The organism is Saccharospirillum sp. (assembly GCF_040881935.1).
Taxonomy (GTDB): Bacteria; Pseudomonadota; Gammaproteobacteria; order Pseudomonadales; family Natronospirillaceae; genus Saccharospirillum.
Window position 1 is genome coordinate 1 of sequence record NZ_JBBECH010000026.1, and the last position, 14,012, is coordinate 14,012.

Consider the following 14,012-nt stretch of genomic DNA (forward strand, 5'->3'; position numbering starts at 1 on the left):
ACACCGCCCTTTCACGGCGGTAACAGGGGTTCGAGTCCCCTACGGGATACCATTTTTTGTTTTCAGAACCTTTAGTGTTCTTGAGACAAAATACGCGGGAATAGCTCAGTGGTAGAGCACAACCTTGCCAAGGTTGGGGTCGCGAGTTCGAATCTCGTTTCCCGCTCCAAATTAAAGCGAAAGCAGCCCAAGGGCTGCTTTTTCTGTTTATGGGAACCGAAATTCCATCTCGTTGCGATCCATCACCTCCCTGTGATGGCCCCTTCGGGCGCTAACGCGTCGTTAAACGCTCCAGGCGTTTAATCCCGCTCCAAATTAAAGCGAAAGCAGCCAAGGGCTGCTTTTTCTGTTTATGGGGAACTGAGATTTCATCTCGTTGCGATCCATCACATTTCGCCAGATAAAAAAACCGGAACATTGATCAGATGTCCCGGTTGTCTTGATGCCTGGTGGGTAACACCGATCCTGGTGCTCCGTTTCCCTGGCGACAGCTTCCCTACTCGTACTTCCCTGAATCTGACTCCCTGCGTTTATTCCCTGTGCGCGGCTCCCTGCGCTACCCGAACGGGTGGTTCGGGGGTCCCTTGAAACTGCCTTGTCTTTGGCTTCCCGCCACACTAGCCAGCGTCCTGCTGTCGTCCCTGATCCTGCACCTGGTGAACCCTACGCCTGTCTTTACTGCCTTCCTGGCCGCTTTCCGTCCCTGGTGTTTTGGTTATCAGTCGGTCATGCCTACCTGAATGCGATCCCGGTTTTTTTCGAGGGTCGCTGGCCCGATGCCCTGAACGTTCATCAGGTCTTCAGGTGCGATAAAGGGGCCAAACTCATCGCGGTAGGCCACAATGGCCTCGGCCCTGACTAGACCGACGCCGTCGAGCAAGTCGGCCAGTTTTTCGGCGGAGTCATTGTTGATATCAACGTGCAGTACAACGGATTCTGCGGTTGCTGTTTCGGTGGTCGTATCCTCTGCGTGTGCCAGTGGCAGTAAGCAGCTGATCGCCAGTCCCAGGGTGATGATTCCTTTTTTCAACATCGTCTTTCCTTATTGGTTGTTGAGTGTTTTTTAGTGCCGTTACAGCGGGCGAAATAAAAGTAGCAAACTACCCAGCCGGAAAGAACAACCATTGTTCAAGTATACTGAGGGTATACTCCTGGTGGCGTCTGGTAACACCTTTCGAACACTGTTGTGAAGTTGATCACAAGTTTTCGGCCATGATGAAAAACCGTTTCCGGGGCGTGGGGTGCTGGATAAGATGGCCGCAAGAATTGTATAGCCTGCGTCTTGCTTTATAATGCGCCAAATCTTGCTTGGGCAGGTACATGAGCAACCCTCTTTATCGACGTGATGTTATTTCCATAGGCGATTTGTCGCGCTCTGATCTCGAATTCATCGTTAATCGTTCGGCCGAGCTCAAACACTCCGGGCCACTTCCACTGTTGAAGGATCGGCTGATCGCCAGTTGTTTTTTTGAGGCGTCAACTCGCACCCGGTTGTCATTCGAGACCGCGGTTCAGCGACTCGGTGGTACCCTGATCGGTTTTTCCGACAGTGGTAATACCTCGGCCAAAAAAGGGGAGACCCTGTCAGACAGCATTCAAATGATCGGCTCTTATGCCGATGCCATTATTATGCGTCATCCGCAGGAAGGGTCGGCCCGGTTGGCGGCTGAGGTGGCTGGGGTTCCGGTCATCAATGGCGGAGACGGGGCTAATCAGCATCCCACCCAAACCTTACTCGATCTGGTATCGATCGCCGAATGTCAGGGGCGGCTGGATGGGCTGTCTGTGGCGCTGGTGGGGGATCTGAAATACGGCCGTACGGTGCATTCGCTGGCCCAGGCACTGGGGCATTTTAGTCCGACGTTCTATTTTGTTTCTCCGGATGCCCTGGTAATGCCTGCTTATATTGAAGATAACCTGGCGTCTATGGGCATTCGTTTCACCCGGGTTGAGTCGCTGGAGGAGGTTATTCCACTGGTGGATGTGCTGTACATGACCCGGGTGCAAAAAGAGCGTCTGGATCCGACGGAATACACACACATTGCCTCTCAGTTTATCCTGAGGGCCGACATGCTGACTCAGGCCAAAACCAACCTGCGGGTGATGCATCCGCTGCCCAGGGTCGATGAAATACATCCCAGTGTTGACCGGACACCCTATGCTTATTATTTCCAGCAAGCCGAAAACGGTGTGTACGCTCGCCAGGCCTTGTTGTCCGGCGTACTGAACGAAGCCACTGAATTGCCATTTCCGGGAGCACGCTGATATGTCTGAAACCAACCGGGATAAAATGCTGGTTGAGGCGATCCAGTCCGGCACCGTCATCGACCATATTCCGGCCGGGAAGGGGTTGACCATTCTGGGGCGTTTACAGCTCAAGAACGCTAAGGCCCGCCTGACCGTAGGTCTGAACCTGCCCAGCCATGGTGGTGGCCTTAAAGATCTGATCAAGATCGACGAGTGGCGTTTTACCGAGAGTGATGCCGCCGAAATGGCGCTGTTTGCACCCCGGGCAACGGTCAATATCATTGAAGACTACCGCGTAGTCCGCAAATTCCCGATTGGTTTGCCCGAGCGCTTTGTTGGCGTGTTTGTATGCCCCAATACCAATTGCATCACGCACAATGAGCCGGTCGATACCCGGTTCAGTGTGTTGGTCGCCGCCGACGCCGTGAAACTGAAGTGTCACTATTGTGAACGTGCCTTCGCCGATAGCCTGTTTATTGAGCAAGGCAGCCTCTGAGCCGGGTGTGTCAAAGGCACTGCCCAATGCAGTGCCGTTCACGGTTTTAGCGCTAAAAAGCCTTGTTTTTCAGTTGCTTATTTTAATCTCATCTCTATAGTAAAGGCTTTTTACAGCCTATTTCCGACGGGAGTCTCGACAGTCCATGGAAACCCTAGCTCAACTGCATGAACGCGCTCTGGAAGCGGTTCGCCACGCCAAGGAAACTCAGGAATTGGATGACCTTAGAGTCCGGTTTCTGGGCAAAAAAGGCGAGATTACCGCCCAGTTGAAAAGCTTGGGGGCTCTGTCTGCCGAGGAACGTCCGGCTGCGGGTGCAAAGATCAACGAGGTCAAGACAGCGGTTGCTGATGCCATTGCCTTGCGCAAAGCCGAGCTGGAAGAGGCCGCGCTGAGTCAGCGCCTAACCGAAGAGCAGGTGGATGTCACCCAGCCCGGCCGTCGGCAAGGTAAGGGTGGTTTGCATCCGGTGACTCAAACGCTGCGTCGCATGGAATCCTTCTTCACCGCCATCGGTTACGACGTTGCCGTCGGTCCGGAAATTGAAGACGACTACCACAATTTCGAAGCGCTCAATATCCCGTCGCATCACCCGGCGCGCGCCATGCACGATACCTTCTATTTTGACGCCACCACCTTGCTGCGTACCCACACCTCACCGGTGCAGGTACGGACCATGGAAGTTGGCAAACCCCCCTTCCGGGTGATTTGCCCGGGGCGGGTGTATCGTTGCGATTCCGATCTGACGCACACACCCATGTTCCACCAGATGGAAGGCCTGATGATCGATACCGACGTCAGCTTCGCCGATCTGAAAGGCACGGTAGAAGAGTTCCTGCGAGTGTTCTTCGAAAAAGAACTGGCGGTTCGTTTTCGCCCGTCCTATTTCCCGTTTACCGAGCCTTCAGCCGAAGTCGATATCGAATGTGTGATGTGCCAGGGTGATGGGTGCCGTGTGTGCAGCCACACCGGGTGGCTGGAAGTAATGGGCTGCGGCATGGTGCATCCCAACGTGTTGGCAGCCTCGAATATCGACAGCACTACCTATAAGGGATTTGCGTTTGGCATGGGGGTCGAGCGGTTGGCGATGTTGCGCTATGGCGTTAACGATCTAAGGCTGTTCTTTGAGAACGACCTTAAGTTTTTGCGCCAGTTCAACTGAACCCCGGTAGTCCGTCAAACAGTCAGGATGGTTAACAGAATATGAAAATCAGCGAACAATGGTTACGCGAGTGGGTCAACCCGGACCTTAATGCACAGGCACTCATGGATCAAATCACCATGGCTGGCCTGGAAGTGGACGGCGCCGAGCCGGTGGCTGAGGCGTTCTCCGGGGTTATTGTTGCCCATATCACCGGCTGCGAGCCGCACCCCAATGCCGATAAACTGCAGGTGTGTAGTGTCGATACCGGCGAGGGTACCGTTCAGATAGTCTGTGGTGCGCCCAACGCCCGTGCCGGTCTTAAAGTAGCGCTGGCGCAGGTTGGGGCCGTATTACCGGGCGATTTTAAGATTAAAAAAGCCAAACTGCGGGATGTCGAAAGCCAGGGGATGCTGTGCAGCGAAAAAGAGCTGGGGCTATCCGATAACCACGATGGCATTCTTGAATTGGCCGCGTCAGCGCCGGTAGGGCAAGACGTACGCACGCTGCTGAACCTGGACGATCTGAACATCGAGATTGATCTGACCCCGAACCGCGCCGACTGCCTGAGCATTGCTGGCCTGGCCCGCGAAGTTGCAGTACTGAATGATCTTACGGTGACAGCGCCGGCGATTGAACCGGTTGCGGCGACGCATCAGGATACCTTCCCGGTCAGTCTGGAAGACCCGGTGGGTTGCCCGCGCTATGTAAGTCGCGTGCTGAACAATGTGAATGTGGCGGCAGAGTCACCTTTGTGGATGGTTGAACGACTGCGCCGGTCGGGCATTCGCTCGATCGACCCGGTAGTAGATGTGACCAACTATGTGATGCTAGAGCTGGGTCAGCCATTGCACGGTTTTGATCTGGATCGTTTAAAAGGGGGTATCGTTGTCCGCCGGGCGCAGGATAATGAAACCCTCGAACTGCTGGACGGACAGATCCTTACATTAGCAGAGAACGTTCTGCTTATTACCGACGCCGCTGGCCCGCTGGCGATGGCGGGTGTTATGGGTGGAGAACAGAGCGGCGTGTCGCCGGAGACTCGTCGCGTATTCCTGGAAAGCGCCTTCTTCGCGCCGATCGAGATTGCTGGTCGGGCGCGCAGTTTCGGGTTGCACACTGACGCGAGCCACCGGTTTGAGCGCGGCGTCGACCCGGCCTTGCAGGAAGTTGCGGTCGAGCGAGCGACGCGTCTGTTAATGGACATATGTGGTGCTGAGCCTGGCCCAATACAGGTGCACGAAGTAACAGCCAATGTGCCGGAAGCGGCCGTCATTTCGCTGAGTGCTGACCATGTTAAATCTGCGCTCGGGTTGGAAATCAGTCGTGATGAGATTGACCGGATTCTTACCGGCCTGGGTTTTGTGCTTAACGAGACCGCTCCGGGCACCTGGCAAGTGGCAGCGCCAAGCTGGCGCTTTGATATGGCGATTGAAGCCGATCTGGTCGAAGAAATTGCCCGCATTTACGGCTATAACCGGCTGCCGGTTACCCAGCCCAAAGCGGCACTGGGGCCGCGTGGCAAACCCGAGCAGCGAGTGACAACGGCTGCGGTTGCCGATCGGCTGGCCGCGCTCGGCTATCAGGAAGCCATCACCTACAGTTTTGTTGAGCCAGCGTTGCAGCAGGCTATGTTCCCGAAAGAAGCGGGCATTGAACTGGCAAACCCCATTTCTGCGGATATGGCGGTGATGCGGGTGTCTTTATGGCCTGGCCTGGTCAAGGCACTGACACACAACCTGAAGCGGCAGCAAGACCGGGTCCGGCTATTCGAGACCGGTTTGCGTTTCCGGGTAACGGCCAAGGGAACGGAGCAGATCGCGATGGTGTCCGGTATTGCGACCGGCAGCCGCCTGCCGGAAGCCTGGTATGAGAATGGTGAGTTGCTCGACTTTTTCGATGTTAAAGGCGATGTTGAACAAGTACTGGCGCTGGTAAAGGGTGTGGAGTTTGATTTTCTGCCGGGCCGGCATTCGGCGCTGCACCCGGGGCAGAGTGCTCGAATTGAACGAAATGGCAAACTGGTTGGTTACATCGGTGCCCTGCATCCGAGCCTGGCGCGACAATTTGATATCAAGCAACCGACCTTTCTGTTTGAGCTGCGGCTGGACCGGATTGCCAAAACTCAGTTGCCTGCTTTCACTGCTTTGTCTCGTTACCCCGGCAGTACGCGTGATCTGGCGGTCGTTGTCGACGAGGAAACACCGGTTGCGGACCTGATGAACAGTGTTCGTGAGATAGCTGGAGAAGACCTTGAAAGCTTGACCCTGTTTGATATCTATCGCGGCAAAGGCATTGATTCGCAACGAAAAAGCGTGGCTCTGGGCTTGACCTGGCAGAATCCTTCGCGCACTCTTACTGATGAAGAAGTAAACAGTTTGATGGATTCGATCATCAATACCTTGCAGACGAGGTTCGATGCTGCGCTGAGGAACTGAGAATGGCCTTGACCAAAGCGGAGATGGCAGAGCGCTTGTACGAAGAGCTTGGCCTGAATAAACGTGAAGCAAAGGAAATGGTCGAAATCTTCTTCGAGGAGATTCGCGACTCGCTAGTGCACAACGAGCAGGTTAAGCTCTCGGGGTTTGGCAATTTTGACCTCAGAGATAAGCGTCAGCGTCCTGGCAGGAATCCGAAGACGGGTGAAGAAATCCCGATTTCAGCGCGCAGGGTGGTGACATTTCGTCCCGGTCAGAAGCTTAAGGTAAAAGTCGAGGCATATGCTGGAACCGAGCCAGAATAATGAATTGCCTCCTATCCCAGGGAAGCGATACTTCACCATTGGTGAAGTCAGTGAACTGTGTGCGGTCAAGCCACATGTCCTGCGTTATTGGGAACAGGAGTTTCCGCAGCTCAGCCCGGTAAAACGTCGGGGTAACCGTCGTTATTACCAGCGGGATGATGTCGTGCTGATTCGCCAGATTCGTCATCTGCTTTATGAAGATGGCTTTACCATTGGGGGCGCCCGGCAGAAACTGTCCGATCCTGAAGAGAGCGAGGTGATGCAACACCAACACCAGGCTTTGATTCAGGATATGATTCGCGAACTCGAAGCGGTACTGAAGTTACTCTCTGACGATTAATCGTCAAAAAGGTTTGATTTTTCAACTGCTTAGCGTATTATTCGCGACGTTTTCGGGCATTAGCGCAGTCTGGTAGCGCATCGTCATGGGGTGGCGAGGGTCGCAGGTTCAAATCCTGCATGCCCGACCAAAAACATCACAAAAGAGCCAGCCACTGAGCTGGCTTTTTTGTGTCTGGAATTACCCAGCAGTATTCAATATGTGTTGTCGGTCTTCTGCCCCAAGCGTCAAAGATTGGCCCATCCTTTGCTCTGTCTCCCTTGTCAGTGGTCTTTTCGAGCGTAAAGCGACTGTTTTTTGTTGCCCTGAGCCCGAATAGACCAGGATCACTGGTTTTTTTACACTCTTGACCGCGGGGGTGTTTAAGGGGAATACAGATGTCCGATCATCGTCTCGATATTCAGAATGTACCGGGCCAGCCTGCGGCACCACCATCGCCGATGAAGACGGGTCGGCCCCTGGCCCGGCCGCAAAGAGCAAAAAGCACTGGATGAGTGGGTCGGTCAAATGGCGCAGCGGTCCGGACCGGGACGATAACGCAGGTGCAGGCTTGCCAGCTCGCCAGTGCAACCAGTAAAGTAACCGATTGCGGGCCAGATCATCGGGAGGTGTTATCCTCCTGGAGCCGCTAAAAAAATAACAAGGGCGCCCACCCAGAGCCCAATACACCACAGAGGATTTATTATGACAGTGTCGGCAATTCCCAGCGACAACGGGCGCGAGATCACCATTAAGATCACTGGCCGGTTTGATTTCAGTTCGCATCAGGAGTTTCGTCAGATTTACGAGAATGCCTCGCCGGACATCAATATTTATACCATTGATATGTGCGATGCCACCTACCTGGACAGTTCTGCCCTGGGAATGCTGCTGTTACTTCGGGATCATGCCGGGGGCGACCATTCCGAGATCCGCATTGTGAATTGCAATGAGGACGTTCGCAAAATCCTGACCATCTCCAATTTCGGACAGTTGTTCAGGATCGAATGACCATTAAGCCAGCCAGCCAACCCACGGGTCAGGGGCTGCGAGTACTGATCGCGGATGACAATCAGTCCGACAGGATGATACTTCAGGCCATTGTGCGCCGGGAGGGGCATGAGGTGCTGCTGGCGACCGATGGTCGTGAGGCGGTCGAACTGTTTAAGCAGCACTCGCCTGATATTGTGCTGATGGATGCCCTGATGCCGGTCATGAACGGCCTGGAAGCCAGTCGCGCCATCAAAGCACTGGCAGACAGCGACCTGGTGCCCATTATTTTCCTTACCTCACTGCAAGATGCTGAATCTCTGGCGGAATGCCTCGACAGTGGCGGCGATGACTTCATGTCAAAGCCCTACAACCGGGTTATTCTCAAAGCCAAGATCAACGCCTTCAGCCGCATGCGGGTCATGCATGCCCAGTTGCAGCGCCATAACCGGCAAATGTTGCTGGAGCAGCAAGTAGCCAAGACCGTTTTTGACAACGTGGCTCATTCCGGGTGTCTGAACCTTCCCAATATTCAACATTCGCTGTCGCCAATGGCTGTGTTTAACGGTGACACCGTGCTGGCTGAGCGCAAGCCAGACGGTGGTATGCTGCTGTTTCTGGGCGATTTCACCGGCCACGGGTTGCCCGCCGCCATAGGTGCCATGCCCCTGGCAGAAATATTCTATGGGATGACCTCCAAAGGCTTCTCGATGGAAGAAGTGCTGCGTGAAGTTAACAGCAAACTGTGCAAAATATTGCCGGTGGGTGTGTTCTGCTGTGGAGCCATGGTGGAATTGAACTTTCACAACAAGTCGGCCCGGGTTTGGGTTGGTGGCGTGCCCGATGTTTATCTGTTTCGCGAGCAGAGCGGCAAGGTTGAGCGGTTTGCCAGCACGCATTTGCCCCTGGGGGTTCTGGACCCGCAGGAGTTCGACCCGCACAGTCAGGATGTCGTGATGCACAACGGCGACCGGGTGTTTTTGTGGTCTGACGGAATAGTCGAAAGTCGTAACAGCACCAATGAGATGTTTGGCGAAGACCGGTTGAATCAGGTATTTGCTAGCACAGACAGTCCGGACCTGATTTTCCAGGCCATACTGGACCAGGTTGACCGCTTTATGGGCGGCAGCGACCGCGATGATGACATTACTCTGGTCACCGCCAAAATGGTCGATATAGAACAGATTGGTATGACCACCTACGAGTCGAGCAAGGGGTCTATTGGGGGACCTGTCAACTGGACCCTGAGCCTGGCCTTGCATGACCAGAGCCTGGCTGCGTTTAATCCGTTACCGCTGGTGATGAATCTGTTGATGGAAGTCGAAGGGCTTCGACCCCTGGGCGGGCAGCTATATACCTTGCTCGCCGAATTATTCAGTAATGCCCTGGAACATGGCGTGCTGGAACTCGACTCCAGCCTGAAGACCGGCCCACAGGGGTTTGGACAATACTATTTGCGACGTGAACAGGCGCTGGCGGCGCTGTCCAATGGCAGCGTCCGTCTTACGCTGACCCATCGCCCGCTGCCGGTTGGCGGCGAATTGATTATGGAAGTCACCGACACCGGAACCGGGTTCGATTATGCCAACTACGGTGATGGGGACCTAACCACTGACGCGCAAAGTGCGACGGATCATTTGGCTGATTCGGTCTTGCGGCCTAATGTGAACTGGGACTACAGTGGCCGGGGTATTACGCTGATCCAGCAATTGAGCGACGAATTGACCTATCTGGATGAAGGACGGTCGGTTAGAGCCGTCGTGCGCTGGCCAAGGAACGGAGTCGTGGTAAAGCACACTGGCAACTAAACAGAGGAACTTGTCGGCTTCGACTGTAAAACACGCCCAATACCGCCTATTATCGTCTGTACCCGGTTTACGGAGCTCCAGGGACGGTGTGCGCTACTCAATTACCCAACGCGAGGCCGCCATGTCTGATTCTGATACTCCCATGCAGATAGAAGACCATCTGGATGTAACGATACTGGGGGAGTTGAAGACTCTGCTGGAAGACGATTTCCCGGATCTGATCGACACCTTTCTCACCGATGCCAGAGTCCGCGTGCGGGAACTGGTGCGTACCGCCAATTCAGGTATCCCCGAAGATATTCGTCAGTCGGCGCACAGCTTCAAGGGCAGCACGCTGAATGTTGGCGCCAAGCAATTGTCCGATCTGTGTCGTGAACTTGAAGACCTGGCTCGCTCAGGCCGAACTCAGGGATCCAAGGGCCTGGTAGATCGGATCGAAATAGAACTGAATCAGGTCGAAACACTGATGCGCGGTTCTTATCTATAATCTGATAACAGGCTGATTACCGTCTTAAGCGTCTGGTTGCCATGTTGCGATAGTCCCGGGGTAATCTGCCCTATACCTCTGGCGAATGTCCTGTCGTCTCTGCGGAAACCGGCCGCTGTTGGTCTGAGCACAAGCACCGACAAAGCGACGCTAATTGCCTATACTGTGGCAAGACTGGAGAGCAGAATCGAATGAGTGGTTTGAATCCTATTCAAGTGATTGCCGTCACTGGCGGTAAAGGCGGTGTTGGCAAGAGCAATGTGTCGGTCAATCTGGCGGTCGCTCTGGCTGAACTCGGCAAACGCGTCGTGTTACTGGATGCGGACCTCGGTCTGGCCAACATCGACATTCTGCTGGGCATACCGGCGGGTCGTAATATTAGCGATGTGCTCAGTGGCAATGCCGAGTTGCGCGACATTCTGGTGCCCGGACCGGGCGGGGTGAAAATCATCCCGGCTTCTTCCGGTACCCAGAAAATGGCGAACCTCGGTGAGCGCGAACATGCTGGCATTATTGCGGCTTTCAGCGAGCTGGGTGATCAGATGGATGTTCTTATCGTCGATACCGCCGCGGGTATTTCCAAAACCGTCACCAACTTCGTGCGGGCCGCCCAGGAGGCGATCATTGTAGTCACCGATGAACCTACATCGGTGACTGATGCGTATGCATTGATCAAGGTATTGAGCCGGGATTGTCAGGTCGAACGCTTCCGGGTGGTCGCCAATATGGTTCGCACCACGTCGGAGGGGCAGAATCTGTTCAACAAACTGTCCAAAGTGACGGACCGGTTTCTGGATGTCACCTTGCAGTATGTGGGATCAGTACCGATGGATGAATCGGTGCGTAAGGCGGTTCAACGGCAAAAAGCGGTCATAGAGGCCTACCCACGCTCCAAGGCGGCGGTAGCTTACCGGTCGATCGCCCAGAAAGTGGCCACATGGCCCCTGCCCAGCACTCCCAGAGGGAATCTGGAGTTTTTTGTTGAGCGACTCGTCTACGGAGCGGGAGTTGTCTGAGATGTCGGTGCAGCAGTACACTATTGAAATTGAGAAGCTGCTGACCGAACGTGAGTGGGCCGAGATTGCCGATCTCTGAGCGAACAGGCCGTCTGACGCGACTTGTGCATAACCCTCTGAAACGTCAAGACACTGACTGGTGAAGGGGGGTAACGCACAATGGCTATGGTTCAACATTGATCGCACTGGGGTATTCATATGGGCCGACCTTCGGGTTGGCGGGCTTGATTGTCATGCTTGGTCTGGTAAATTGGAGCCACGGGCGTAAGATCAAACAACTGAAAGCCAGACTGGGGCAGACGCCTCAGGCGTTGGGCCAGGAAGTGAAGATGATAGGGCAGTGTGTCATTGGCGTCGGCAATAGAGTCAAGCACCTGGAAAAACAGATTCGCACGCCACCCAGCCTATTTGAACAGTTGTTGATGCACTCTGCCCAGACTCCGGATACGGCACCGGTAGCAAAAAAACCAGAACGCAGCGCTGCTGAGCCTGTGGTTGATAAACTGGCATCCCAGCGCTCCCAAAGCCGGGCGGAGCAAGCCCTGGCGCAATGGATGAGTGATGCCCGGCACACCGCCTAAGGACACCCCCTTTGACTCTGACCCCGATACTTCGATTCGTTACCAGCGTGACCTTGCTGGGTTGGTCGTTGGTACTGGCTCCACTGGCTTTAGCTCAGAGTCACGACCCGTTTGAACCCACTAACCGCTTTATTTACCGGGTGAATGATGGTCTCGACCAGGCCATATTGCGGCCGCTGTCGGTGACGTACCAAGCGGTCACGCCTGACCCGTTTGAACGTGGTGTGCGCAATTTCTTTCAGAACATTGGCGAGGGGCGTAACGCCTCCAATAATCTGTTGCAGGGAAAATGGCGCGCCACTGGATCCTCCACCGGTCGTTTTCTGATTAATTCCACTGTCGGCCTGCTCGGAGTATTCGATGTCGCCCGTCACATTGGCATCGAGCCCAAAGTTGAAGATTTCGGGCAGACACTCGGTGTCTGGGGTATGGGTCCGGGACCCTATCTGGTGTTGCCGCTATTGGGGCCTTCAAGTATTCGCGACAGCTCGGGTTTTCTAGGCGATATCTGGCTGAGCCCACTGCAATATTCCGAGCTTAACCTATTGGAACGGACGGGTCTGGCAACGCTGGACGGTTTGCAGACACGTGCGGATCTATTGGCATCTGATAGCCTCATCGGTGGCGATGGTTATCTTGTGTTGCGCGAAGCGTATTTGTCGAAACGCAACTATGACGTGTCCGACGGGAACAACGTGTCCGACAGTTTCCTGAATAATCCGACAGGCACAGCCTCAGACAGCGATTTTGTCGATGAAAGCGGCTTCGGAGAGTCGGAAGCATCTGACGAAACCTTTATCGATGAGTCGTTTTAGGTCACTTTGAGCAAGGAGCATAAAAGGTGCCTGCCGCTTCTTAGCTCAAGCTCAACTCTCCCGTTCGGGTCTTTCGTTGGTTTGATCAACCAGTTTCGGGATCACGAAACCATTCAGTGGTTGCGTTCGCTGACCCACCCCGTTAAGTTGCCTGCAATACCCTGGGGAAGTCAACAAGATGCCACTCACTGAAGCCACACTTTTGGTTGTTGATGACGAACAAGCCATCCGGGATTCGATTGTCGCTTACCTCGAAGACAGCGGCTATACCGTACTGGAAGCAGAAAACGGGCAGCAGGCATTGGCTCTGTACGAGAAAAAGTCGCCGGATCTGATCATCTGTGACCTTCGTATGCCCGTCATGGACGGCTTGTCGCTGTTGCGCCGCATTATGGAACTCACCGATGAAGTACCGGTGATTGTGGTGTCGGGTGCTGGGGTGATGACCGATGTGGTTGAGGCATTGCGGCTGGGTGCCAGCGACTACCTGATGAAGCCTATCGTTGATCTCGGCGTACTGGAGCATTCCGTTGAGCGGGCGCTCGAGCGCTCCTTTCTGGTCAAGGAAAATTATCGCTATCGCGTTGAGCTGGAATCCCGCAACCAGGAGTTGCAGGATCACGTAGACCGGCTCAAACTCGATTTACAGGCTGGCAGGGCGGTGCAACAGCGGTTGCTCCCGGAATTTGCGCTGACTCATGATCAATACCGCATCAGCCACCAAATGGTGCCCTCCAACTATTTGAGTGGCGATCTGGTCGACTACTTTCAGGTCATCCCGGGGAAACTGGTGTTTTATATGGCTGACGTGTCGGGCCATGGCGCCAGTTCTGCATTGATTACCCTGTTGATCAAGAACCAGATTGACCGTTTACGCGATGAAATGGAGAACGACGCCTCCGATGTCGTATTGATTCCGGCGCAGGTGCTGCGCCAGATCAATCTGGAGCTGATTCGCACCCAGACTGGCAAGCATGCCACCATGTTCTACGGTGTGATCGATACAGAAGATAACACCCTCGATTACGCCTCGGCCGCCCATTTCCCAGCCCCGGTGCTCTGTACCCGCGAGGTCTGCCGCGCGATTGAGCCGGAGAGTCTGGCCGTCGGCTTGTTCGACGATGCGACCTTTGAAAACAGGCGTCAGAAACTGGACGGATTCGAGCGCCTTTCTGTCGTGTCCGATGGCTTTCTAGAGTTGTTGGCTGACGTATCATTGCAAGAAAAGGAGGCACATCTACTTGAGTTAGGTGCTGACCCAACCCATACTATGCAGCACGTTTTGATGCAGATGACGAGCGAGGGTAAAACCCGGTCTGCCTCAGACGACATTACAGTCCTTACGGTTGAAAGGGTTAAGTAGGTCGGA

At 54.5% G+C, this 14,012-nt stretch carries 14 protein-coding genes and 2 tRNA genes; 15 read left to right on the top strand and 1 reads right to left on the bottom strand.

Going from position 1 to position 14,012, the window contains the following annotated elements:
* Nucleotides 1–94 precede the first annotated feature (94 nt).
* Nucleotides 95–169: transfer RNA gene (locus WEB54_RS03520), tRNA-Gly, on the top strand.
* Nucleotides 170–718: 549 nt separating this feature from the next.
* On the opposite strand, the gene WEB54_RS03525 is transcribed toward WEB54_RS03520, so the two are convergent.
* Nucleotides 719–1,033, bottom strand: a complete 315-nt coding sequence (locus WEB54_RS03525; protein WP_368053295.1) for a ComEA family DNA-binding protein — start codon at nt 1,031–1,033, stop codon at nt 719–721.
* Between the two features lie 287 nt (nt 1,034–1,320).
* On the opposite strand from WEB54_RS03525, the gene pyrB reads away from it, so the two are divergent.
* The 14 genes from pyrB (at nt 1,321) to WEB54_RS03595 (ending at nt 14,006) form a co-directional block, all read left to right on the top strand.
* Complete coding sequence (gene pyrB / locus WEB54_RS03530) at nt 1,321–2,265, top strand: aspartate carbamoyltransferase (protein ID WP_368053297.1); 945 nt, start codon at nt 1,321–1,323, stop codon at nt 2,263–2,265.
* Nucleotide 2,266: 1 nt separating this feature from the next.
* A complete protein-coding gene (pyrI, locus tag WEB54_RS03535; protein ID WP_368053299.1) occupies nt 2,267–2,743 on the top strand; it encodes an aspartate carbamoyltransferase regulatory subunit in 477 nt (158 codons plus the stop codon).
* Nucleotides 2,744–2,888: 145 nt separating this feature from the next.
* Complete coding sequence (gene pheS, locus WEB54_RS03540) at nt 2,889–3,905, top strand: phenylalanine--tRNA ligase subunit alpha (protein ID WP_368053301.1); 1,017 nt, start codon at nt 2,889–2,891, stop codon at nt 3,903–3,905.
* A 41-nt stretch (nt 3,906–3,946) separates the two neighbouring features.
* The gene (gene pheT, locus WEB54_RS03545; RefSeq protein WP_368053303.1) at nt 3,947–6,322 is read left to right on the top strand and encodes a phenylalanine--tRNA ligase subunit beta; all 2,376 of its coding nucleotides are present in this window, start codon (nt 3,947–3,949) and stop codon (nt 6,320–6,322) included.
* Nucleotides 6,323–6,324: 2 nt separating this feature from the next.
* On the top strand, nt 6,325–6,627 hold the full coding sequence (gene ihfA / locus WEB54_RS03550) for an integration host factor subunit alpha (protein WP_028671389.1): 303 nt from the start codon (nt 6,325–6,327) through the stop codon (nt 6,625–6,627).
* On the top strand, nt 6,605–6,967 hold the full coding sequence (locus WEB54_RS03555) for a MerR family transcriptional regulator (RefSeq protein ID WP_368053305.1): 363 nt from the start codon (nt 6,605–6,607) through the stop codon (nt 6,965–6,967). The genes ihfA and WEB54_RS03555 overlap by 23 nt, the downstream gene beginning before the upstream one ends.
* Before the next feature lie 53 nt (nt 6,968–7,020).
* Nucleotides 7,021–7,097: transfer RNA gene (locus tag WEB54_RS03560), tRNA-Pro, on the top strand.
* Between the two features lie 554 nt (nt 7,098–7,651).
* A complete protein-coding gene (locus WEB54_RS03565) occupies nt 7,652–7,957 on the top strand; it encodes an STAS domain-containing protein (RefSeq protein WP_368053307.1) in 306 nt (101 codons plus the stop codon).
* Nucleotides 7,954–9,744: a SpoIIE family protein phosphatase gene (locus tag WEB54_RS03570; RefSeq protein ID WP_368053309.1), complete on the top strand. Its 1,791-nt coding sequence runs from the start codon at nt 7,954–7,956 to the stop codon at nt 9,742–9,744. Before WEB54_RS03565 ends, WEB54_RS03570 begins: the two co-directional genes overlap by 4 nt.
* A gap of 121 nt (nt 9,745–9,865) precedes the next feature.
* The gene (locus WEB54_RS03575; protein ID WP_368053311.1) at nt 9,866–10,231 is read left to right on the top strand and encodes an Hpt domain-containing protein; all 366 of its coding nucleotides are present in this window, start codon (nt 9,866–9,868) and stop codon (nt 10,229–10,231) included.
* Nucleotides 10,232–10,422: 191 nt separating this feature from the next.
* Nucleotides 10,423–11,247, top strand: coding sequence for a MinD/ParA family protein (locus tag WEB54_RS03580; protein ID WP_368053312.1), 825 nt, complete (start codon nt 10,423–10,425; stop codon nt 11,245–11,247).
* 233 nt (nt 11,248–11,480) lie between these two features.
* The gene (locus tag WEB54_RS03585) at nt 11,481–11,828 is read left to right on the top strand and encodes a hypothetical protein (protein ID WP_368053314.1); all 348 of its coding nucleotides are present in this window, start codon (nt 11,481–11,483) and stop codon (nt 11,826–11,828) included.
* A gap of 11 nt (nt 11,829–11,839) precedes the next feature.
* Entirely contained in the window at nt 11,840–12,643 is an 804-nt protein-coding gene (locus WEB54_RS03590; RefSeq protein WP_368053316.1) for a VacJ family lipoprotein, read from the top strand.
* Nucleotides 12,644–12,821: 178 nt separating this feature from the next.
* Complete coding sequence (locus WEB54_RS03595) at nt 12,822–14,006, top strand: response regulator (RefSeq protein ID WP_368053318.1); 1,185 nt, start codon at nt 12,822–12,824, stop codon at nt 14,004–14,006.
* Nucleotides 14,007–14,012: the final 6 nt, after the last annotated feature.

Bases quoted from the DNA above. Each gene is read 5' to 3' on its own strand.
- WEB54_RS03525 (WP_368053295.1), bottom strand. From the start codon at position 1,033: ATGTTGAAAAAAGGAATCATCACCCTGGGACTGGCGATCAGCTGCTTA.
- pyrB (WP_368053297.1), top strand. From the start codon at position 1,321: ATGAGCAACCCTCTTTATCGACGTGATGTTATTTCCATAGGCGATTTG.
- pyrI (WP_368053299.1), top strand. From the start codon at position 2,267: ATGTCTGAAACCAACCGGGATAAAATGCTGGTTGAGGCGATCCAGTCC.
- pheS (WP_368053301.1), top strand. From the start codon at position 2,889: ATGGAAACCCTAGCTCAACTGCATGAACGCGCTCTGGAAGCGGTTCGC.
- pheT (WP_368053303.1), top strand. From the start codon at position 3,947: ATGAAAATCAGCGAACAATGGTTACGCGAGTGGGTCAACCCGGACCTT.
- ihfA (WP_028671389.1), top strand. From the start codon at position 6,325: ATGGCCTTGACCAAAGCGGAGATGGCAGAGCGCTTGTACGAAGAGCTT.
- WEB54_RS03555 (WP_368053305.1), top strand. From the start codon at position 6,605: ATGCTGGAACCGAGCCAGAATAATGAATTGCCTCCTATCCCAGGGAAG.
- WEB54_RS03565 (WP_368053307.1), top strand. From the start codon at position 7,652: ATGACAGTGTCGGCAATTCCCAGCGACAACGGGCGCGAGATCACCATT.
- WEB54_RS03570 (WP_368053309.1), top strand. From the start codon at position 7,954: ATGACCATTAAGCCAGCCAGCCAACCCACGGGTCAGGGGCTGCGAGTA.
- WEB54_RS03575 (WP_368053311.1), top strand. From the start codon at position 9,866: ATGTCTGATTCTGATACTCCCATGCAGATAGAAGACCATCTGGATGTA.
- WEB54_RS03580 (WP_368053312.1), top strand. From the start codon at position 10,423: ATGAGTGGTTTGAATCCTATTCAAGTGATTGCCGTCACTGGCGGTAAA.
- WEB54_RS03585 (WP_368053314.1), top strand. From the start codon at position 11,481: ATGCTTGGTCTGGTAAATTGGAGCCACGGGCGTAAGATCAAACAACTG.
- WEB54_RS03595 (WP_368053318.1), top strand. From the start codon at position 12,822: ATGCCACTCACTGAAGCCACACTTTTGGTTGTTGATGACGAACAAGCC.